At 73.8% G+C, this 24,194-nt stretch carries 1 protein-coding gene (only partly in view); it reads left to right on the plus strand.

The whole window is internal to a DUF6528 family protein gene (locus Aru02nite_RS22015) on the plus strand: the coding sequence, 118,716 nt in all, runs 88,189 nt past the left edge and 6,333 nt past the right edge, and what appears here is coding positions 88,190-112,383, spanning codon 29,397 (partial) through codon 37,461 (complete); the first codon wholly inside the window starts at position 3. Both codon boundaries (start and stop) fall beyond the window edges.

Below are 24,194 nucleotides of genomic sequence, written 5' to 3' on the forward strand. Positions count from 1 at the left end.
ACGTACGGACCCTGAACGAGCAGGAGGAGGCGCACCTGCTCCGTCGGGTCGGCGACGCGATGCCGCTCCTCGCCGAACGGCTGCGGAACATCGTCGCGAAGCGCCTGCCGGCCGGGTACGAGGGGCTGCCCGAGGACGACGAGCACGTCCAGCACGAGATGCTCCTGCAGAAGCTGCTGACGAACGCGCAGATCGGATACGACGAGGAGACCGGAGTCGTCACCGTCGCGGTCCCGACCCGGTTCGGTGCGCGGCGGTTCGCGCTGCGGGGCGGGGTCGGCGAGTTGAGCACGCCGAGCTTCCGGCTGACCGACTTCCCGCTGAGCGACCGCACCGCGCAGTTCGAGCTGCTGTTCTCGCCGAACATGCTCGACCCCGTCACCGGGGACGCCGATCCCGCCGTCATCGCCGAATCGACGCTGCATCAGTTCAAGGACATCATGCAGCAGCGCGACTGGATCATGTCGATGATGCCGAGCCCGGTGCGGACGATGCTGTCGCAGTGGTTCAGCGCCCCCATCGTCGTGGCCGCCGTCTGGTACGTCGCGGGTGTGCTGATGCACGATCCGGAGCTGGCCCGGATCGTCATCGCGAACGACGCGTCGCGGCGCCTCACCCGCGGCGCGCTCGAACCGCTCGACAAGCTGATGGACACGATCGCCGGCAAGAAGAACCAGACCCACACGTTCGGCTTCCGCTCCAACCCGTTCACCGGGTGGACGAAGAAGCAGGCGAAGATCGAGGTCGACCTGCTGCGCCGGCAGATCCGGGGCGGCGCGGGCATCGCGGCGCAGATCCGCAACCTGGCCGGCGAGCCGGAGCCGCCGCAGTTGCTGCCCAAGCAGGTCCGGCCGGTCGTGTCCTTCGTCCTGGGGTCGCATCCGGACCTGACGGTCAGCACCCTGGACGACGGTCGGTTGCGGCTCTCCGTCGCGCTGCGTTCCGGGAAGTACCGGGTCAAGCGGCGCCGGTTCTCCCTGGATCTGCGCATCTCCCCGTCGATCGAGCCGGGCTACGCCAAGCTTGTCGTCACCGGGTACGACGCGCTCCAGCTCACCGTGTCCGACACCTGGACCTCGGTCGAGGAACTGCACGAGACGATCGCCGGGTTCGGCGACGTGATCGGGAAGGTGGCGCGGGCCTTCCGGTCCCGCCGGTTGCGCGGGCCGATGAAGAAGTCCTTCGGCGACGCGCTGATGGACGCCGCGGTCACCCCGATCCTGTTGGCGGAGGGCAACCGCAACGCCATCGCGTACGACGCGCAGTCGGCGGCGAACGCGGGCACCGAGGGCGTCACCGAGACGGCGCTCGCGCACAACGAGCTGGCCCGCGAGACGGTCTCGTACCTCAAGTTCCACACCGCCGACACGGACCCGACGTGTGACGACGTCTTCGCCTACCCGGCGTACGACGAGCGGCAGTTCCGCGCCGCCGCCGCCCGGCACCTCCAGTTCCTGGAGTCCCGGATGGAGGACTCGGCGCTGGCCGACCTGCTGCGTCCGCTGCGGGACGAGGTGCGCGGGTTGTCGGCGTTCGCGCCGGAGTCGATCACGCGTGGTTTCCGACGGATGGTCGTCGACGGGTCGCTGGTGGAGCGCATCGAGCGGCTGCGTTCGCTGACCGAGGTCGGCACCGACACGTACCGGGCGCTGATCAGTCCGATCGAGTCCGGTACCGGCCGGCTGCTGAAGAGCGCGCCGCCGGTGCAGCTGACGTTCCGGGTGTTCCACGGCGACCTGTCGGCGGACGACCCGGGCACGGTCACGATGTGGCCGCTGCAGCGCGACGCGGACGTGGCGTTCGCGGTGCCGGGCGGCGACCCGGAGTCGGGCCTCGCCGCCCTCCTGACCACTCTCGACGGGTACGTGACGTGGTGGTCGGAGCTGCCGCTGGGCATCGCCGACCGGCGGGCGTTCGTGGACAACGCCTTGCGGACCCGGATGCCCGCGGTCACCAACCAGGCGGTCAGCGGCCTGACACACGGCCACAACATGTGGATCGCGCTGTTCGGCACGACGCCGAGCATGGTCGCCCACACGTACGCGGGGATGGTGCTGGGGCGGGCGAACTCGGTCGAGGCGCGGCAGGCGCTGATGACCGCCGAACAGACCCGCAACCGGTACGGGTACAGCCCGACCCAGTGGCACCTGCAACTGTTGCTGGCGCAGCGGCGTGCGAGCGAGGCCCGCTGGGCGGCGCTGCGCGAGCTGGTGGACCGGACCGCCGACGCGCTCGTCGCCGGCGCCCCGCGTACCGGCGAGCCGCGTCCGCTCACCGACGATGAGGTACTCCCGACCGCCGCCGCGTTCCTGCGGCAGCTGCCGAACGGCGAGTACCGGCTGGTCGGTCCGGACGAGCCCGGTGGCGCCGCGCCGGAGCGGTCGGAGCTGCGCGCCGGTGACCGGACCGTGATCCGCGTCGAGTCCGACGGCGAGCGCATCTACCTGGGCGGCCGTTGGGGTCGGGACGACGCGCACCGACCGGTCCGGCAGGGCGGGTTCACGATCACCGGACGCCAGGCCGGGATGGTGCTGCGGGAACTGCTCGGCACCGTCAACGCCGGCCGCGCGATCGTGGTGGACGGCTGCGAGGCCGTCGACCTGGCGTACGACATGGCCGCGGAGGCGCACCTACCGGTCGTCGTCCCGGACACCCTGACCTGGTTGGACAGCGCGGGCAAGCGGCACCTGGCGCCCGTCGACGAGACCAGCCCGTACGCACGGCCGACGAGCGCGGCCACCGGGCGCTGGTGGCTGGTACTGCCGAGCCGTGAGCGTGCCCTGTTCGACACGTCCGAGTGGTGGACCGAGCGCACCCGCTGGAACGCCGACGCCCTCACCGAGGCACTGACCGAGCGGGCGGACGGCTACTCGTTCGACCCGACCGCACCGCGGCTGCCCGAGCAGGAGGGCGCCGTCACGATCGACATCCGCCGCGCCGCCTACGGGGACCCGAGGTTCCACGTGCCCGCCGCCGACGGGGCGTACCCGCTGTATCCGGGGGAACTGGGCGAGACGCTGCTGGCACTGCGCGACGCCGGCCGGATCGCCTTCGACGGCGACACGGTGCTGCGGCTCAACACCGGCAACGGGTACCTGCGCACGATCACCCCGGAGATGCTGTCGGAGCTGGCCGTTGCGCTGCGCGGCGAGGTGCACGCGGTGGCGGCGCTGGTCCTGGACGCCGACGGGCGTGAGACCTGGGCCGCCGTACGCCACGACGGTGAGGTGCTGACCGGCGCCGACCTCGGCTGGGCCGACCCGGTCACGCTCGTGCGGCCGTTCAGCGTCGAGACACCTGCGGTCCCGGTCGCCGCCGGCCCTACTGTCCACAGTGGACAGCCGTGGTGGCACGGCACCGAGTGGGCCCCCGACGCTCCCGATCTCGTACGCCTGCGCAAGCTCGCCGACCGCGTTCGCGAGGTCGCCGCGAGTCGACTGGCACCGCCGGACATCGCGCCCGACCTGAACGGATGGGTGAAGAGCGGAACGGCCGCATACCAGTCGTTCCGGACCTTCTGGCGCGAAGGCGCGTACGCCAAGCTCCACAACGCCGTGAGCTCCTTTGCGGACGCGTACCTCTCCGACTGGCGAATCCGGCAGGCCGGCCAGCTGATCCTTCAGCTGCTTCCCAACGCGACGGCAATGCTCGCGGAGACTGCGGGGAAGTTCGACGAACTGGCCGGTGCCGACGCTTTCGTCCGTCGTACCCAGGAGGGAGAGCTCGGCCTGCCGGAGGACGGCCCGGCCGATCTCGTGGAGGCAGCCCGGCTCACGCGCGTCCTGGCCGGCGAGTTCGAGGCGTTGTCGGACGAACTTCGGACCTTGGCCGATACCGGCCGTCGCACATCGTGGCAGGACCCCGAGTTCGAGCGCCTCTACGAGCGGCTCGGCGCACTTGGTGCGGACGCGGACGACATCATGCAGAAGGCGGCGGCGATACTTCGCGTCCGCGAAGCGATCACCCCCGAGGATGTCCCGACCGACCGACTGCGCACGTTCCTGAACCGCACGGCCACGCTCGGCTTCGGCCTGGGCGATGGCGAGTTCCGCTGGATGCGGACGACCGGTCCGGCGGGTAACCGGGATGTCTTGTGCTGGGGGGAAACCCTGGTCTGGCGGCCCTCCGACGGCCACCACATGGTCACCGTGGATTCGCCGACGACCGGTCGGCCGATCACCGCTCTGGTGCTCTCGCCACGGTGGATGTTCGGCGGTGAACCTCGCCATCGGTTGGTCCCGGCCGATCCGAGCTTGGCCCCGGACCTGCTCGACGACGTGGACCTGCACTCGAACGCCGTGCACGGACCGCCGACGTGGTACCCGGCCGAGTCCTGGCCGACCGCACCCGATCTGGACGACGACGCCGCGCTCCGCGAACTGGAGAAGGTGAAGTCACCGTTCGGTGCCGGCGGCGGTCGATTCTTCGGATCCGCCGACTTCCTGCTCGGCGGATCCGTACCGCTCGGTGCCAAGTGGACTGCGGTGGACGTGCACGGAAACCCCAACAGCCTTGTCGTCAACGGGGCGGGGCGCGGTCAGCTCGCCGTCTCGTGGGGCCAGGCAGGAAGGCTGCTACCGCGTCTGATCGAACGCCGGGAACGCCTGTTGCTGGTGGCGTGCAACGCGATGGCGCTTGGCGATCAGCCAAGCTCCGCCGCCGAGTTGGCCACGTCGATGAAGCTCACGGTGGCCGGCGTGACCGGCCTCGCGACCGTGTCCGATCAGGGCCTGTCGGTCACGTTCAACAGCTCACGCTCGCTGGAGGCGCTGCCCGGCGTTGCCGGTGTCCTGGACGTCCACACCCCGTACGGACTGCGGCTGGTGTTCCCGTCGGACGACTGGAGCGCGGTACAGAACTGGTGGGACGTCGTGCTGGACATCGCCGACGAGATGTTCGGCGATGGTGCGTCCGCGGAAGACGCGCCGCTACCTGACGGTGGGACACCCGGGGGCGAGGGGACCAGCCCGGACAGCGAGTCGCGACACGGCGATCGATGGACCGACCCCCAGGCGGTACGAGCCCGGCTCGGCCGCGTCGGCGCCCAGGTACGTGACCGGCTGCTCGTGGGCCACCCGGACCGGACGGCGATCGTCGATGTACTGGCGGACGAGCTGCGGGGGATCGAGTCCCTGGCCGTGGCGGGGGCCGGACTCGCCCGCAAGGCCGACGGCGCGCTGACCGAGACGCTCGTGCAGCTCAAGAGGTTGCTGGTCCGACCCGGCGGGAAGCCGGACGACGCGACATTCGAGTCGGTCATGTTCGGGCGGATCGGTGGGCCGGTCGGGCTGCGCGGCGCCGTCAGCTCGGTACAGATGGCCGCGAGTCACCTCCACGGAGTGGGCTCGCCCGCCACCCCGTGGGGCCTGTACCCGGGCCTGCGGTCGACGGCCACCGCGTACGTGGCGCGGGCCGACCGGCTGGTCGACTCCGCATGGTCGATGCTGGACGACGTCCAGCCCGCGTTCGACGCGATCGCCCGGACCGGTTCGTACGATCGGCTGGGTGCGCTGGTGGAGCGCCTCGACGGGGTGCTCGCCTCCGTCCGCGGTCTGCGGCGTGAGCTGGACGCCGTGGTGGACGAGGCCGACGCGCTGACCGGTGAGCGCAACGTCGGGGCGATGGTCGACGCGGCACTGGCCGACTTCGCGGGACTCGGACTGGGCGTCGGTGAGCCGAGATGGGAGAACGACGGCTCCGACCCGCAGCTGTCGTGGGGCAGCCAGCAGCTCTGGCCAGCCGCCGCGTCGTGGACGGTCAATGTCGAAATACCCGAGCTGGCCCGTACGGTGACCGCCCTGGTGCTGCCGGTCGAGATGGTGCCGGGCAACGAGTCCGGGCACCTGCTCGTGCCGCTCGACCCGGGCCTCGACCCGCACCTGCTGGACGGCGTGCGCCTGGACTCGCCGAGCGTCACCGGGCCGCCGCGGTGGATCGGCGACGGGCCCGAACCGACCGGTATCGACCCGGTCTTCCCGCCGGACCCGTCCGGCAGGTTCGGACCACTGCGGGACCTGATGCGTGCGGTACTGACGGATCAGTCACGCGGGCCGCTGCCGCCGGCGGGTGCGCTTCCCCCGACGCCGGCCGAGATCCTGGACGGCTACCAGGCGGAGTACGCGGCGCTGCGGTCGCGGGAACGCAGCGCGCACCGGCAGCACGCGACCGCCCGCGCCGCCTTCGCCCGACGCCAGCTCCTGGCCCGGCCGAACGCGGTCGGCAGCATCATGCTCCGGTCCGCGGACCAGCGGGCCATCGTGGCCTCCTGGCGCCAGATCGCGGCGTGGGACCCGTCGGGTGAGGCGGGGACCGGCGCCTGGCTCATGGCCGCGGCCGAGACGATCGCCGGCCACGAACGCGAGCACGAGCAGCTGGTCGCGGCGGTGCAGGCGGCGACCGGTGCGGCCGCCGACCGCGCCGACGGCCCGATGGCCGAGAGGTACCGCCTGATCGCCGACGCCTGGCGCGAGCGCGCCTCGGCCGCCGAGCGGCAGCGGTTCTTCGAACGGATCGCGGCAAAGGGCATCCTGGCCGCACAGACCGGCGCGGAGGTCCTGGCCCAGCTGCCCCGCATCGAGTACATCGAGAACGAGATGGCGATCTGGGCGTCCGTGGAGACGTCCGGGTTGCTGAAGGCCGGGCACGCCGCGCGGCTGGCGCCTGCGTACCGGCGGTACCACGAGCTGTTGGACCAGTGGCTGGCCGATCCGTTCCGCGGCGCGGCGCCGGACTTCGGGACCGTACGGCGCGTGCTCGACGCGTTGGCCGACCTCGCCCAGGCCGAGATCGCGGTACAGCGCGGGCTCACGGAGCGCCGCGACGATCCCGACGCGGCGCGCGACCGGTACCGTCGCGCCGTGTCGGGGCTCGATGCCCTGGCCCGCGCGACGCTGCGCGTTCCGGGGCTCGCCGACGCCCTCCGCGGTCTGGTCGGGCTTTTCGACGAGGCTCGCCTGGGCACGGTCCGCGCCGCCGTCGCCGAGCTCACGTTCGACCGGCTCGACATGGACGCCGTGGATGCGTTGGCCCCGGCAGCGCGCCAGCTCGCCGCCAGCGACCGTGTCGTGGACGGCGCGATCCGCCAGGTCCTCGACGTACTCGGGGTGGGAGGCGACGAGCGGCGGCCGGAGCAGATCGCGGCGCCGTTCCTGCAGCCGGCGCCGCCCGAGTGGGTGCAGGGCCGACGGCAACGCACGCATCCCGTGCCGTCCGTGATCGCGGTGCGGAGCCTGTTCGACCGGCAGCGCACGGGTTCCGATCCCGACGCCGTACGGGGCGCGATCAACCGGGCGTTCTGGCGGCCGAGCGGCTGGTTTTCGACCCCGCAGCCGAGTACGGCCGGTCCGGATGCCGCGATCGGCTTCTCCGAGGCGTCTGTCGAGTCGGGCCCCGACGGCGCGCTGTCGTTGTTCGTCCGCCGGGCCGGCACGAACGACTGGGCCAACGCCTTCCGGTTCGACGTGTCGGTCGGCCCGGTGGCCGGCGGTGACGCCGAGTTCCACTACGTGGACCACCCGGTCCAGGGCGGGCGCGTTCGGGTGCTGGGCCGGATCGTGGTGTCCGACGCGATCGGCCTGGACGGTCTGCATCTCGACGTCGCGGTCGGCGCGGCGTTGAGTGCCGCCGCGGCGGAGGCGGTCGTGGCGGTCACCGGCGACGCCCGGTACCTTCGCGATCCGGCGGTCGGACGGCCGGACAGCCGCCAGCTCGCGCCGCACGTCCCGGCTCGCCTGGCGCAGCTGCACTACGTGGCCGCCGTCTACCAGACGGCGCTGCGCGACGGGGAGCCGGCGCGGGCCGCCGCGCTCGTCCGTACGATCGAGGAGTTGGCGCGCGAGGCCGGCTGCGAGTGGCGGGCGTACGACGTGGCGCACCGTGGTGACCTGGTCGCCTCGGCGCCGATGGACATCCCGCGCGACGCCTGGGACGGCGTCCGGGTCTTCACCGACGCGGACCGTGACCGGCACCGGCTGATCCTGCGCGACGGGCTGTTCTACTACTGGTCCGACCCGACCAGGCGGTTCGACAGCCGCGACGTCGACCCGTACGGCTCCGGCCGCATCAGGTACGTCCTCGGCGCCGACGACCACTGGTACTTCCTGGCGGACGGCTGGCCGGACAGCGGCGAGCCCGTCACGCACGGGTCGTTCTTCGGCGGCGCCCCGGTACGCGCGGCCGGCGAGTTCGAGATCCACGACGGCCGGCTCGCCTACCTGGACGACTCCAGCGGCCACTACCAGCCGAACCGCCTCTCGCACACGTCGCCGACGCTGGACCGGCTCGACCGCGGCGGCGTGCACTACCGCTACCAGCTCGCGCTGATGACCACGTTCGACGGCCGGACCTACCTCAGCAAGATCAGTGACGACCAGGTCCGCAGCGCCGGCGACGCGCTGGGCCGCGCGATCCAGGATCTCGCCCGCGACATCCTCGCCGGCGCCGGGAATCCGGCCGTCCGCGGTATCGAGGACCTGGGCGACTTCCGGGTGCGGATCGACCTGGTCGACCGTGAGTCGGTGGAGATCGACGCGTTCGGTCCGGTGCCGGCGATCGTCGCCCGCAACCTCTGGTGGGACGAGTCGCAACTGTTGGCGCGCCAGTGGCTCACCGAGGCGATCGCCCGAGTCGTGTCGAGCGCGCCACCGCCGACGCCGGTGCGGGTCGACACCGCCACGAACCGTGCGGCGGTCGCCGAGTCGGTGCACCGGGTGCTCCGCCGGCTGGACGCGGAGTGGACCGTCACCGAACACGGCGACGACGCCGTACTCGTCGCACCGGAGCGCGGCACCCGGGTACTCCTGCGGGTGGCGGTCGAGGGGTTGGCCGAGGACGAGGTCGCCCGTTTCGTACCGACCGACCCGACGTTCCGGCGCCGCTGGATGGGCCTGCGCCGGGTGCAGGAGATCGTCGTCCAGGACCGGCTCGTCGGCGACCCCGAAGCGCTGGACCGCCTCGTCGAACGGACCCTGCTGTTCCTGGCGGCCGAGGCGGAGCACCGGGCAGGGCGACTGGCGCCGCGGACCGGCGACTCGCCCGGCCAGATGTTCCGCGACCGGGCGCTTCCGAGGTACGGGGAGTACCAGCCGAGTGTCAGCGAGAAGCGGGCCCTGCGCGATCTGCGGCTGCTGGTCCGGGACTACCGGGCCGCGGGCGCCGGTCGGCGCCGCGAGGCACTCGGCCTGGAACTGAACGCGTGGCTGCGTACCTGGTTCACCGACCAGGGCCTGACGTACGACCGCCGTCTCGCCGGCCGCCGCGAGTACGAACGGACCGGTCGGTGGCAGTGGCTGGTCGACAAGGAGGTGCCGGACTTCAGCTACATCCACTCCCAGATCGTCGACACCGAGCTGCCGGAGCCGGCCGCGACGCGGACCGAGCCGGAGGTGCTGCCGGCGGAGGACGCGGAGGCCGTGGAGTGGTGCCTGCGGTTCATGGAGCGCACCCCGGCCGGTGTGCACCTGTACGGCGCGCGGGGCGAGACCACGACCGACGACGCGCGCCGGACCGAGGCGTGGCGGGTCCGCAGCAGCCAGGGCGACAGGGTCCGTCCTGGCCCGGACACCGAGCGGGTCGTCGACGTGGCCGGCGACGGCCACGCGTTCCTGGTCGGCGGCCGGGAGATCAGCCCGGCGCAGCTCGCCTCCGCGGTACGGGAATGGTTGCGGCGCAACGGACTCACCGAGGACTGGGACGGCAAGACGCACGTGCTGGCCGGCTGCACGATGGGCGTCGGCCGCGACTCGGCGCCCGCCGGACGGTACGCGGCGAGCGCCGGTGTGCGCACCCAGGCGTTCGCGCGGCCGGTGTGGAACAGCGAGCAGGTGTCGCCGGATCTGCCGCGCGGGTACCTGATCGCCGCCGACATCGACGAGTCCGACCTGGGCGGCCGCCCGGGCCGGATCGACCCCGACGTGCACGAGTGGCGCCCGGACGGGACGTACGCCGGCACCAGCTCGGCGATCCCGGACCGGCTGGTGTCGCGTGCAAACGACGGTGCGACGGCCACCCCGACGCACCGCGGCCCTGCCGCGTCGCAGCCGGATCCGTTGGTACGCAAGGCGATGCGGTTGCTGGCGCGCGAGATCCCGGCGGGTGTGGCGATCACCGTCGACCCGGCGCGGCTGGCGGAGGCGGAGAAGCTGCCCGCCGACGGCGACGAGTTCCGGGTGGTACTCGACGGCTTCGAGATCGCGGGGCGGCCGTTCACCGCCGAGGATCTCGCCGACTTCCTCGCGGCGGAGTACGGCGCCCAGCTCGCGGACCGGGACCTGCGGCTGTACACGTCCGACGCGCCATTCGCGGAGAAGCTCCTGCCGGTTCTGCCGGTACGTGACGTGCTGGTCTCGGCTGTCGACCCGGCCCTGGTCGGTGGCCGGGTGCTGTTCGTCCGGCACGACACCCCGTCGGGCCGCCCCGCCCCGGTGCGTCCCGACGGCCAGTACGGCTACTGGTGGCGGCGCAGCCGTACCGGCGGAGAGCAGTCGCTGGGCAGCGAACCGGGTCCGATCGGTCCGCGGGACGCCACCCCGGACGACGCACTCGCGGAGCTGCAGCTCTCGCATCTCGCCGACAGCGCCCAGGTGTTCCCGGGCGGCGTGGCCTTCTGCGCCGCGGACGATCCCCGGTTGCCGCAGTGGCGTCGCCTGGCGCGTTCGTCCGAGGACTTCTGGGTGTTCGTGGACACCGACCGGGACGGCTGCACCGTCCCGACGTCGACCCAGACCGTGCTGCGGCCCGCGCCGGAGGACGTGGCCGACGTCGTACTGGCGCTGACCGTGGCGCGCGACCCGGCGGACCGGGTCACGCTGCGCGGCACGATCCGGTTGGAGGGCAACGAGACCGGCGGTGACACCGGGTGGGCAGCGCGCTTCGCCCGCCGCGTCGGCCGGCCGACCGCCGGGCCGGACGGCGTCGTCCTGCGGGACGGCACGACCGAGTCCGTGGTGACGTTCGACGACACGTCCTTCGAGGCGCTGCTGCGCGGCACCGGGGAAACCGCGCCCGCCGGCCGCCTCCACTGGTACGACGGTGACGGCGCGCGGACGCCCGACGACCAGCGCCCGTCCCACGACGGTGAGTCGGACGCCCGCCCGGACCCCGTCGAGGCGGCGCTGGCCGACGACGCCGACACGGTGTGGCACGGGCCGTGGCGTACCTTGACGGCGCTGCCCGACACCGGCGAGTACCGGCTCGGGAGGACGGACTACCAGACCCTGCTGGCAGCCGTCGGCAAGGTGGTACCGGACGCTCTCGCCCTGGTGCTGGAGTCGACGAAGGATCCGAACACCGGCCGGGTCGGGATCGCGGTCGACGGCGAGCCCACGGACGCCGAGCAGGTGGCCTCGTTCTTCGGGCAGTTGGCCCGGATGGGCATCCTGGAGCTCGACCGGGAAGCAGACGGCAGGCCCGTCGCGCTGTACCTGAACCACGGGGGGCTCGGCCACGTTCCGCCCGCCCGCGTCCTGGCACAGGCGCTCGGGCTCGACGTCGTCGGTTCGGTGGGCCAGTTCGTGTCGCACGAGGACGGGTCGCTGTGGATCCGCACCTACTCCCGCGGCCGCTTCGAGGATCTGCCGGCCCGGTCGCCGCTGGCGTGGCGTACTTTCCGGGCGTTCACGGGCGAGGAGGTGCCGCGCTCGTATGTGGCGGTGAAGCACCGGCCCGGCGTGTACGGACCGACGGTCGATCCGGCGGTGGAGCACGACATCCGGCAGGCGATCGTTCGGTTCGCGGACGGCTTCGGCATCCTGGCGCCGGACGACCCGCGGCGTGACCTGTGGGAGGGGCGTGGTTCGAACCCGGGCCAGCCGTACACGGTGGTGGTAGATGCCGACGAGGACGGGTTCCGGCCGCTGGGATACCGACTGAGTCCGGCCGAGCTCGCGACGATCCTGGCCAATGCCGAGCGGGACGGGCTGGTCAATCTGGAACCCGCCGGCCGTGAGCAGCCGGTGCTCCGGGTCTTCGCGCCCGCGGCGGGTGCGCAGCGGCTGGGCGACGCGGCGAGGCCCGAGCCCCTCGCCCACGAATTGGGGCGCCGGTTGCGGATCGTCACCGAGGGCCCGGTCGGTGCGCCGGTGCACGGCGAGGACGGCTCCGACCGGGTGTACGTCCTGGACGACGGCGGCCACCCGCGGGAGTTGCCCGCCGAGCGGGCCTGGCGGCAACCGTTCATGCCCGACGACGAGGCGGATCGGTGGCTGCGCCAGCACATCCGCCGTACCCGGAGCGGGTTCTCCTTCCACGAGGAGGGTGACCCGCTCGCCTCGGACGCGGAGCGGATCGGGCCGTTGCCGGACGCGGTGGTCGTCGACGTGCGTGGCGTCGGGCGCAACTTCCTGGTCGCTGGACGGTTGGTGACGCCCGAGCAGCTCGCCAGGGCAGTGCCGAAGGAGCCCGGCGTCCGACACGTTCTCGTCGGCTGTGCGGCCGAGATGCGCGTCGGGGGCGGAGCGCTGACCGCGGCTCAGCGGTACGCGCGGGCCGCCGGCGTCGAGACGATCGCGGCAGACACCGAGGTGTGGAACGCCGAGTGGTGGGACGAGAGCAAGCGTGGCCTGCTCTACGCCGCCGCCATCGACCTGACGGACGGCTACGCACGTCCCGGCGCGCAGGGGCGCTGGTGGCTCGTGTCACCGGATGGGACACGCACGGTGGTGGACACCGGTCTGCTGCCGAACCCGTCCCTGCTCCGTCCGGCTCGGCGCCAGGCCCTGCCCAGACCCGGCACGCCGGTCCACCGCGGAGCGGCACCGGGCGGGGAGCGCGACCCGTTGGCGGCACGTGCCCTGGACGCGTACACGAGGCGGTCGGTCACCGGGCTGGTGATCGGTGACGAGACCCGAAGGGAGAGGGCGGACCGGCTACCGGTGGTCGCCGGCAGGCTGACGCTGGTGCTCGACGGTGACGACCGCGGTGTGAACGTCGCCGGCCGGTGGATCGACGCCGCCGACCTCGCCGCGTACCTGCACGCCGCCCACGGCGCGGAACTGTCCACTGTGGACGAGATCGTGGTGTACCCACGGCGGGGCGCAGCCGACACCGGCGTCACCTGGTCGGGCCTCGCGCAGGCGCTGGGCGTCACCCTGCTGGTGACCGACGAACCGCTGGCCCGGCACGCGATCGACCGGGACGCCGCGCTGTTCCCGTCCGGCCACCGGTACGACGCGGAGACCGGGGCGGGGACCGTGCTCGGGCAAGCCTTCGGGTGGCGGATGGACCGCGTCGCCGCCGCGCTGATCGCCGACGGCTGGGTGCATCCGATGTCGTGCGGTCTGGCTCTCGCCGCACCCGACGACACCCGGTGGCACCGGTACGACGAGCTGTCCGGTGTGGACGGTCGTGGGCTCCTGGTGGTCGACATCGACGACGACCTGTTCCGGGCGGGCGACTTCCTCCTGTCCGGTGTCGAACTGCATGCGGTGCTCGAACGCCTGGCCGCGGCCGGTGCCATCGCGTTCCCGGCCGCGGACGCGGTGGTGGAGCTGGAAGGCCACGACAGCGCCCGGACCGCCGCGCCGTCGACCACCGTCACCTCGCTGGCCGCTGAGTACGCGGTGGCCAGCGGCCGTCGGGTGCGCGCGCCGTACGGGCTGGTGTTCCGGGAGGACAACGGGATCCGGCACGTCCGGTACCTCGACGTCGACGCCGGTCGGCTCGTCGGCGGCCGCGACGTCTGGTACGGGCCGGACGGCCGGGAGACGGCGCCGGAGGAGGACCTGCTCGGGCCGGTCGACCTGTCGGCGTTCGGCGTCGGCACCGACGACGCGGGCGGGCTGTCGGTGGCGGACCTGCTCCGGGCGTACCTGGACGCCCAGACGAACCGGGACGAGCTGGAGGAGGACGGCCCGGTCGACCAGACGGCGGCCGCATCGGAGGTGGCCCGCCGTTCCCGCGCCGCGCTGCCGCCCGGCTCGGACACCCGTGCGATCTGGAACGCGCTGCGTCCGGTGCCCGCCGGGTACGTGGTCGGTGGGCCGGCCGGGCTGGCCGACGCGGCGCTGTCCCTCCCGCCAACCCCGAACGAGGTCGCCGTCGTGGCCGCGGGATCGGTGGAGCCGGTGGAACTGGCGGACGAGCTGGGCCGGCTGTCCGCCGACGACGTGATCGACCTGCCGTACGCCGCGGACCCGGTCACCGGGGCCTCCGGCCTGGTCCGGCTGTACGCCGACGACGCGGGTGTCGGACGCGGTGCCGCCGCAGCGGCCATGGCGTGGGCGATGGTCGGCCCGGACGTGGCGGGACCGATCGGGAAGTGGCGGGTCACCGCCGACGGCTCGGTAGTGGTCGACGTCGCCGTGCACGACCGGGTGGTGACGCTGCCGGCCGACACCCCCGAAGCCTGGGTGCGGTTCGCGCACGGCACCGGGGCGGTGCACGAGGGTTCCGTCCGTGACCGGATCGTGGCGTCGCTGCTGCGGCACCGTGCGGCGGGTGCGCGCATCAGCCCGCGGTGGCGGGAGGACGAGCACCAGATCGTACTGCCGGTCGCGTTGGCCGCCGGGGGGCTCGGATTCGACCTGTCGGGGCTTCGGGTCGAGCCCACCGACCTGGCCTGGGCGCTGCGCCGGTTGGCCGACCTTGGCCTGCTGCCGCTCGCCGGGCGGACGCTACGGCTGGACGTGGGCCCGGCCGCCGCCGACGCGATCGCCGTCCCCTGGTTGGCGCGGGCGCTGGGCGTCCCGGTCGTCGTCCCGGCGGCGGAGCTGCGGCACGACGACCACGGCGAGGGCCCCGGCCGCCACGTCGTGGACGTACCCGAGCTGTGGCGGCAGTACGACGGGACCGGCACCGAGACGCCGTATCAGGTGCCGCCCGGTGCGGAGGACCGTCGGGCGATGCTTTCCCTTGCCGCGCAACGGGATCAGGCGACTGAGCTGCCCTCGCCGGTTCCTGCCGAGGCACCGGACCTCGTCACCGTGCCGGGGCGGGAGATCGGTGGCGGGGTGTGGTGCGTGGATCCCGCCGAGCTCACGGACATCTCCGAGCTGGTCGCCCTGACCGCGCAGGACGCCGAGGGGTACGGCGCGCTGATCCGCTCGCGGCTGCGCGAGCTGTTCGACGGCGGCCCGGTCGACCTGGGATTCACGCTGGCGCTGCGGTCGGCCGAGGTGGGCGTCGGCCGGACCACGGTCGAGCTGGCCGTCGGCCGGCCGGACGGTCGGCACGTCGGCTTGCTCCGCCTGACGATCACGTACCACCCGGGGCCGGCGGCCGACCCGCGCGGCAGCTACGTCGTGGAGTACTCGGAGATCGACCTCGACCTGACGGTGGGGGACCGCAACGAGTTCCTGATCGCCTTCCACGACGAGGGCTTCGCCACGTACCTGCGGAGCAAGGGCGTGGCCGCGGTGTACGCGAACGGTGCGGGCAGCGCGTTCGCGGATCTCGGGTTCCACCACACGGCGGGCTGGGCCGACCGGCACCTGGGCGAGCTGCGCCAGGCGTACCCGGGGGTGGTCGGCGGGATCGCGGCGCTTGCCGCCGTGCTGCGCCGCGGGGAGACGGCGGGCCGGTTCACCGACACCCGCGGCCGGTCCGTCGACCGCGCCGAGGTGCTGGCCGGGGTGTACGAGCTGGTCGACGGGACGTCCGAGCTGACCGGCGCGCTCCCGGTGCCACGCGACCCCGCGGGCGAGTCGTGGGCGGACCTCGCCGACCGGTACCGGGAGGCGGTCGATCTGGCGGACATGCTGCGCGCCGGCCGGTTCACGATGGCCGAGTTGCTCGCCGCCGGCCAGGATCCCGAGGTCGCGTACGACCTGTCGCTGCTCGGCGCCCGGATCCTCGACGCCTCGCCGGTACGGTCGATGCAGTGGTTCTCGCCCGGTGGGAACGGACCGTCCGGCACGGGCCCGGGCGTAAACCCCACGGACTTGGCGCCACGACGCGATGCCCGACCGGGCACGGATCGGGGCCCGCGGACCGATCGTCGGCCCGGCGCCGGCCAGGGTGCATCGCGGCCGGGTACGGACCGGGATCCGCGCGCCGCCTTCCGGTCCACTGTGGACGGTGCAGGCGAGGTCGTACGGGTGCTGGCCGAGCCGGGAGAGATCGACGGCTGGCTGGCCCGCAACCGGGTGTCCGACGTGACCGGCGGTGTGGCGTTCCACCGGCCCGGCCCGACGGCCGACTTCGCCCGGCTGGTACGGCGCGACGAGCGCGACGGCGAGCCGGTCTTCGACATCGACATCCACTACGACGAGGAACGCGACCTCATCCGCGCCGGCGCCGACGATCCGGAGGGGATCCGGCCGGAGGACTTCTTCCGCGCCGTCGCTCCGCTCGTACCGCGGGGCGCGACGGTCCGCGTGCTCGGCTGCCCCGCGCACGTTCTCGCCCGCCGCGCCGCGATCCTCCTCGGTGCGGCGTGGGTCGGCCCGGCCCGCGTCATCGGCGGTACGGAATGGACCTGGACCAGCGCGGACGGTGAGGTCGTCACCGCCCGCCCGGACCGTACGTCTCCCGCCGGCCTCCCGGAGCCCGGCACGCCCGGCACCTTCGTGGTGTACGACGAGTCGGGCGCGGTGGTCGACGTCCAGGACTCGACCAGCGCCCGCCGGGACACGACCTGGGCGCCCCGCGGGATCGACGGCAGCCGCGATCCCAACGCCGTACGAGCCACGCTGGACGAGCGTCGCGCGATCGTGGCCGAGTGTGTCGCGCAGTACCTGGCGGCGGATGGCGAACGGCGGCGACTCACCGAGCTCTCGGCGACGGCCGCGGGGTACCGGAGGGCGCTGACGGAGCTGGATGCCCGGCGACGCTTCCGGCTCAACGCCGACGTTCGCCGGGCGCTGGCCGCGGTCCGTGCCGAGTACCGGAATCGACCGGCGCCGGACGAGCCGAACCGGCGATCGGTCCGCGCCGCCGGCCGGGCAGCGCAGAGCGCCCATGCCGCGAGCGCGGGGTTCCTGGCATCAGCCAGCGAGGCGGCGCGGACGCTGTACACGCTCGGCGAGGCGCCCACGGACCTCATGACGCTGCTGCGCGCGCCCGACCTGTGGCAGGTGCTGGGCACGGCGGAGGAGAGGCTCGCCGCGCACGCACGCGACGCCGCGGAGTACCGGGCGCTCGTCGAGATGGCCGGCCGGCTCCTCGGCCCCGGCGTACTGCCGGACGATGCGGCCGACGAGCGCGCGCACTGGTCGGCGCGGCAGGCGCAGTGGCGCGGCGAGCTGGCCCACCACGAGCGGATCGTCCGGTTGGCCACCGGGCTGTCGGCGCGGGTCCGGCCCGCGTTCGAGGCGGACCCGTTCGCTGCCCGGTTCGACGGGCGCGCCGAGGTCGAAGGGCTGGAGAGCCTCTTCCCGCTGCTCGACGCGGTACGCGAGGTGATGCCCCACGCCGACGACACCGCTGGCCCGCAGGACCGGGACGACGCGGCGGAGCCCGAGGACGCTGGCACCCGCAAGCGCGTACGGGTCCTCCGGCAGCGGTTGGCGGAGGCCGACGGGCGCGTGGACCTGTGGATGTTCGCCTCGCTCGTACTCGACATCGCGCAACGCAGCACGTTCGGCAACCAGACCGCGACCGGCTACCTCGGCCGCGCCGAGCTGGACGCCGAGCTGGACTTCCGCCTCGCCGAGGCGCTCGCGCGGCACGGCGCGGTCTCGCCGTGGGGCGACCTGCCGCCCCGACCGCGTGCGGCCGCAGACCGACTGGTCACGGCCACCGAGGAGCTGCTGGCCGACATCGCGCTGCTCTCCGACGGGCTCGACGCCGTCGACGACTTCGACCGGGACAACCCGATTCGTGGCATCGAAGCCGACGTGTCCGCGGCGATCGCCGACCGTCGCGGCGGGTTGCGCCGGCTCAACCCCGTCGCCGCGGTGAACCGCGGGGCCGTCGCCGCGATGCTCGACCGGCACGAGCGGCGACTGCGCGCGCGCTGGGCGGCGGCCACGACCGGAGCGACCCTGCGCAGCGCACACGCCGCGTTCACCGACGCGTCCAACGACCTGCGTCTGCTCGCGGCGTACCACTCGGGTCTGCGTCGGGAACGCCAACCCGGACGAGACGAGGTCGACGCCGTCGCGTCGGAGCTGTCAAAGGCCGCCTACGAGATCCGTGACCTGGTGCGGACGTACCGGGAGCGGCACCGGGAGGCGGTCCGCGCCGAGATCGGGATCGCGGAGCTGGAGGACGTCCTCCGCGCGCTGGAGGAGCAGGACACGCCCGAGGCGCGCGTCGCGTACGACGCGGGCCAGCTGCGACTCACCGCGGTACGGAACAGCCGGGATATCGCGATCCGCGAGACCGCCGGGCTGCGGCGGACGCTGGCGGATGTGTTGCGGTCGGTCCGCCATCTGGCCGCCGGGCTGGAGGCGATCGACGACCCGAGCGTGCGGACGGCGCTCACCCCGGTACCGGCCGGCTACCTCGTCGCCGTCGGCGGGGACGCGCTGGCGCGGGCCGTGGCGGAGCCGGCCGACGAGCGGTACCGGCTGGTCGTGCTCGACCTGCGGGACGGGCGGGTGTGGTTCGGGCCGTCGGGCATGCCGGTGGCGGACGCGGTGACCGAGCTGATCGGGCTCGCCGACGAGCTGGATCTCGGGCCGGACGGTACGGAGATCCGGCTGGAAGCGGACGGGTTCCCGGCTGCGGAGGCGCAGCGCCTCGCCGACGGCACCGGTCGGCCGGTCCGGTTCCGGAACGAGGCGGGCGAGACCCGGCGCGCGGTACCCGGCGGTGGGGACGAGCCCCGACTCATCGTCGGCGACGAGGCACCGGCCGTCGACGTACCCGACGGGCCGACACCGGCGGAGCGCATCGCCGCGCTGATCGTCGAGTACGAGCGGGTCGAGCAACAGGCGGCGGCCGAATACCGGATCGGCGAGGCCGATGACGGCTTCGCGATGCAGGAGCGCGAGCTGCGCATCGCGATCGAGGACCTGGCCCGCTACTCGACCGGCAAGAACGCGCACGCGAGCGCCGACCGGTTGCGTAAGGACCTGGTGGGCCTGCGCGCCGCGGTGGCGAAACGGCACAACGCCGTGGGCGACGTCGCCGACGACGGCATGTACACCATGATGGATCTCGGGCCACTCGTCGGGGAGCTGAAGGACGCGTACGCGGCGTTCGGTCCCCGGGCCGAGGCGGACGCCTACGCGGTGTGGAGCGAGCGGTACGCCGCCGTTTCCCCGGCCCTGGCCGAGCCGTCGTCGGCCGTCGGGTACGGGCGGCTCGCGGACCTCGCCGAGGCGGTGTCGGCCTCGACGCACCTGGTCGACGGCGACCCTCCGGCCGATGACGGGTGCCCGCAGCGGTACCGGGGGTTCTGGACCGCGCTGCGCGACGAGAACCGCTGGTACCAGATCCGGGCGTTGCGTGAGGCGGAGATCGGCCGGGGCCGGCTCGCCGCAGCCGAGCGGGCGATCACCGCCGACCCGCTCGCACCCCGGATGCCGGGCGGGTCGACGAGACGACCCATCCTCGGCGGGCTGAACCGGCTGATCGCCAGGCACGCGGGCGCACCGGAGTCGCTGCGGGCACTGATGCGCGGGCACGTACCGCCGGACCTGCCGGGTGCGGTCGGCCGGCTCATCTCGGCGCTCGCGGCCGAGCGCGGAGAGGGCACACCGGACCCCGCGGCCTGCCGCGAGACCGACCACTGGCTCGGTGTCGTCCTCGCCCTGCTGGACGCCGCACCGCCGCACGCCGACGGGTCCCTGGCCCGGGCGGTGCGCGACCTGATCGACCGGGCCACGGCGACCCAGGCGGACCGGTTGACGCTGGGCCGGGCCGGCTCGGTGGCCGAGAACGAGGCAGCGGTCGGCGCGGTGAACGCCATGCGCCGGGCCGCCCGCGACGCCGTGGGGCGCCTGCCAGGGCCGGTGGCGGCGGTGTTCGATCGGTTGTACGAGGCCGTCTCGGCGGAGGTCGCGGACGGCGCCGCGGTCGTCGAGGTGCTGGGCGAGAACACCTGGTACACCGAGGACGGTCTGCGCGCCGTACGGCTGGCCGCGGCCCGCGTCACCGGCTCCGCGTACTGGACGGACGGCGCGGGGGAGCACGGGAAACTGGCCGCATCGGTGCTGCGCACCGCCGACCGGTATCTCGCCCAGCACGAGCTGCTGCTGGGAATCCTGACCCGGACGGCGCGCAACGACCGGCGCCTGGACCTGGCGGAGCAGGCCGTCACCGAGGTCGAGCGGGTCACCGCCGTACCGACCGACGGCGGCCCGCCGCGACGTACCGACGAGGCGTGGGCGGTGCTCACCGGGCTGCGCCGGTACCGGACCGACCTGCTTCTGGCGGGGGAGCGGCTCGACGCGGAGCGGGCCGCGGCGACCGGAGCGCTGGACGTACTCGCGCGTGAGATGCACGGGTACGTGTCGTCGATGGCAACGCTCGACGGCGGGGCGGGTCGTCCCCGGGCGGCGCTGCCGGCGGCTGACCCGCGGGTGACGATCCTGACCGACCCGGCGGACATCACCGCCTGGGCGGAGCGGCACCGGGTCCGGGGCGTACCGGCGGGCGGCGTCGCGTTCCACCGGGCCGGGTCACGCTCCGAGCGGTTTGCGCGGCTGGTCCGCCGTACGTCGACGGAGGACGGCGCCCCCGTCTTCGACGTGGACGTGCACTACGACGCGGCCCTGGACCTGATCCGGGCCGGGAAGTCGGATCCGGAGGGCATCCAGCCGGAGGCGTTCTTCCGGCAGGTCGTCGCGCCGCTGGTGCCCCCCGGGGCGCCGGTGCGGTTGCTGGCCTGCCCTGCCGCGGGGCTGGCGCGGCGGGCCGCGGTCGTGCTGGGCCGCCAGCTCGGTACTCCGGCGGAGCCGGCGCCGGTGCGGGTCACCGGTGGCACCGAGTTCACGTGGACCGGCGCCGACGGGACGGTGATCAGCGCGTCGCTCGACCAGTCCTCTGCCGAGGCGCGGCCGGCGATCGACCCGGACGGCAGCACCGACGGCGACTTCGTCACGTACGACGAGCGTGGCGCCGAGGTGGCCCGCGAACGGTCGCCGCGGGTGTCCGCCGGCGGCGACTGGGAGATGCGCGGCGTCCGCAGGGGAGCGGTACACGAACAGGACCCGGTCGGCCTGCCGCAAGCGGACGCGGCGGCGAACGAGCATGCGGCGCTCGCCGCGCGGTTCCGGGCCGAGGCCGTGGCGCCGGTGGGTGAGCCGGTCGGCCGGCGCCAGGAGCTGGCCCGGCGGTTGGCCGCCGCGCACGCGGAGATGGCGCGGGCGCTGGACGAGATGGCGGCGGAGCGTGCGACGGTCGAGCGCGTCGAGGCCGTCGACGACGACCCGGCCGTCTCGCCCGAGTCGGCCGCCCTGGTCGCGCTGGCCGAGCGGCGGGACGGCCTGCTGACCGACGCCGCCCGGCAGGCCCGTGAACGCATCGCCGAACTCGCGGGCTGGCTCGACTGGTACCGGGTGCGGATCGACGAGCTGAGCGCGGCGTACGAGGCGCTGCCGGCCGAGCCGCGTCGCACGCTGCGCGCGATGCCGAAGTCGAAGGCGCGGACGAAGCCGGCGGAGGGCGACCTGCCGTCGCTCACGGCGCTGCTCGACGATGCGGTCGAGGCACAGCGCGCCGGTCGCCCGCTGTCGGTCGCCGTACGCGCGCTGCTCGTCGGCGAGGACATGACGCACCGCCAGGGCATGGCGCTCGGCGAGTACCACCCGGGGCACGCGGCGCGCCGGGCCGCGGTCGCCTCCTGGCTGCGGCGCAACGCCGCGCCCGAGGTCGCCGAGTACGTGACGGCGCAGATCGCGACGGTCGGCGCCGTGGAGATGGCACCGGACCCGGTCGTCGCGGCCATCTGGGCCGAACTGGGCGCCGACGAGGTCGACGGGGCGCGCATCCGCCCGAGCCACGAGCCGCCGGTACGGCCGAACCGCCCGGGTCACCGTGGGGGGCGGACCGCGGTCGTCGGTGCCGACGGCGACGACGGCTTCCACGGCGTGTGGGAGATCGTGCCGAGTCCGCAGCACGCCGGCGATCTGAAGATCGGGCGGGGGCAACGGTTCCTGGTCTGGTTCGACACCGCCGCGCTGCCCGACGGCGAGCGCATCGCGCTGGAGGCGGTGTCGCTCACCGAGTACCGGGTGACGGTCGCGGCCGGCATCGACCCGGCCATCGCCCGTTTGCTGGTACGCGAGCTGCTGTCCGAGACGGCCGCGGGGTGGCGTGCCGGTGTCGCCGATCTCGCCACGCACACCGTGCGCGACGGGATGCCGGCCGCCATGGGCGGCGCGTCCGGCGTGCTGGCCGCGCTGATGGTGGGCGCGCCGCAGCTGCTGCCCGGCGTCCTGTTCGGCGCGGTGTTCCGGATGGCGGTGTCCGGCATCGTCAACCGCGACTTCGGGCTCGCCAGCGTGGAGGGCTGGTACCGCACCCAGCGCGCCCTGAACCGGATCGTCCCGCCGCTGCCGCGTCCGCTGCTCACGGCGCTGGTACGGGCGTCGGCGGAGACCGCGGACCCCACCCTCCGCCGGTACGGTCGCCGCGCGGGCGAGCCGCCGGTGTACCAGCTGCCGCGGCCGTTGACCGCCGCTCAGCGCGAGCAGTACACCGAGCGGTTGGCTCAGGCAATGCGCCGTGCCGCCGAGCTGCTGCGCGCGGATCCGGAGCACGGCGGCATTCCGGACTTCCGCGACGTGAAGCTCGTGGAGGGCGGTGCACACGGTCCCGGGCTGGAGATCCGGTTCGGTCCGGGGCGGGGCGGCCGGACCGTGGTCCTGGACGGCATCGACATCGCCATCAGCGGGGACAGTCACTTCCGGGCGTCCTCGTACGACTTGCTGAGCAACAGCTACCACGGCGATCTGGTCATGTCGTCGGCCCACGTCGAGCAGTCCGTGGCGGAACTGGCCGACACGATCGCGGGCGAGCTCGCCTGGGAGGCCGTCCGGGATCTGGTGAACCTGCTCGGCGGTATGCCGAGCATGCTGCGGATCCTGCTCGGCGCCTGGGCGAGCGCGCCGCTGAGCCTGTCGATGCTGTTCACGGTCGCGCTGGGTATCTGGCACGACCCGCAGCTGGCGTGGACGCTGTTTCCCGCCGAGGTCGCCGCCCGACTGAGCGACTGCGTGGTGCAGCCCGCGGCGGTGTTGGCGGACAAGGTCGCCGACCGGGCCTCGCTGTCCTCCCAGAACCGCCGGCTGAACGTCGGCAAGCTGGAGAAGTCCGACCTTGCGGTGCTGCTCTCCGACCTGCACGCCCTGGCGGCCAGCGCCCGGGACGCGACGATGCTGGCCGACGGGACCGAGCCCGCCGGCCACGCCGATCCCGAGCTGGTACTGGACGCGGCGCTCGACGTGCTGCGGCAGCGCGACGACCTGACGGTCGAGGTGACCAGGACATCGGCGCGTACGGCCGAGGTGACGATCACGTTCGGTCGGGAGAGCGGGCTGCCGGCGCCGCGGCGAGTGGTGGGCGACCTGGTGTTCGTCGAGGCACCCGAGGAGGACGGCGTCACCGGTCCGTACGAGCTGATCGACCTCTACTCGTACGGCATCGGCCGGTTCCAGTTCCGGCTGGCCGACTTCTCGTCACCTGACGTTGCCGCGCGGCGGATGGCCGAGGCCGTCGACGAGCTGGCCGGCGCGGCCGAGCAGGGCTGGCCGTGGCCACTGCGCTCGTACGTCCTCCGCAACCTGGTTCGGACCCTCTCGCACGTCCTCGCGTCGGGCGTGGCCGGGGTCGAGGGCGGCTCGGTCGCCGCAGTCCTCGCCCGGGACGGCATGGAGTTCGCCGACGGCGTCTCCGAGGGGCCGATCGAGCGGTGGCAGGAGATGAGCAAGGTCCGCCGCAACAACGCCTCCGCCACACAGAACAACAAGACCGACGGCGTGACCGCGAGCAAGCTCGACCGCGCGGTGGCCGCCGGTACCGAGAACATCGCGGCGGCGACCGACGCGCTCGCCCGCCGACTCGCGCCGTACGCGGCGGAGCCCGGCGCGGTCGGGCAGCGCGTCCGGCAGTTGCTGGACGCGCTGGACGTCGTGCGGCCGGTCACGCAGCGCGAGTTCGACGACCGGGTACGCGCGCTGATCCGGGCCGGCCGCCTGGACGGGATCCCTGGGCTGACCGTGTCCCTGCGCGGGGACGGGATGCTGCTGCTGACCCTGACGGGTTCGCGTTCGCTGTGGCGCGGGAGGGCCGACCGGCAGTTCGTCGTGCGGCTGGTCCGTGGCGACCTGTCGGGCGGGCGCGGCGTCGTCACCGACTGGGGCGCCTTC

The sequence above is a fragment of the Actinocatenispora rupis genome (genome assembly GCF_016861975.1).
Lineage (GTDB): Bacteria > Actinomycetota > Actinomycetes > Mycobacteriales > Micromonosporaceae > Actinocatenispora > Actinocatenispora rupis.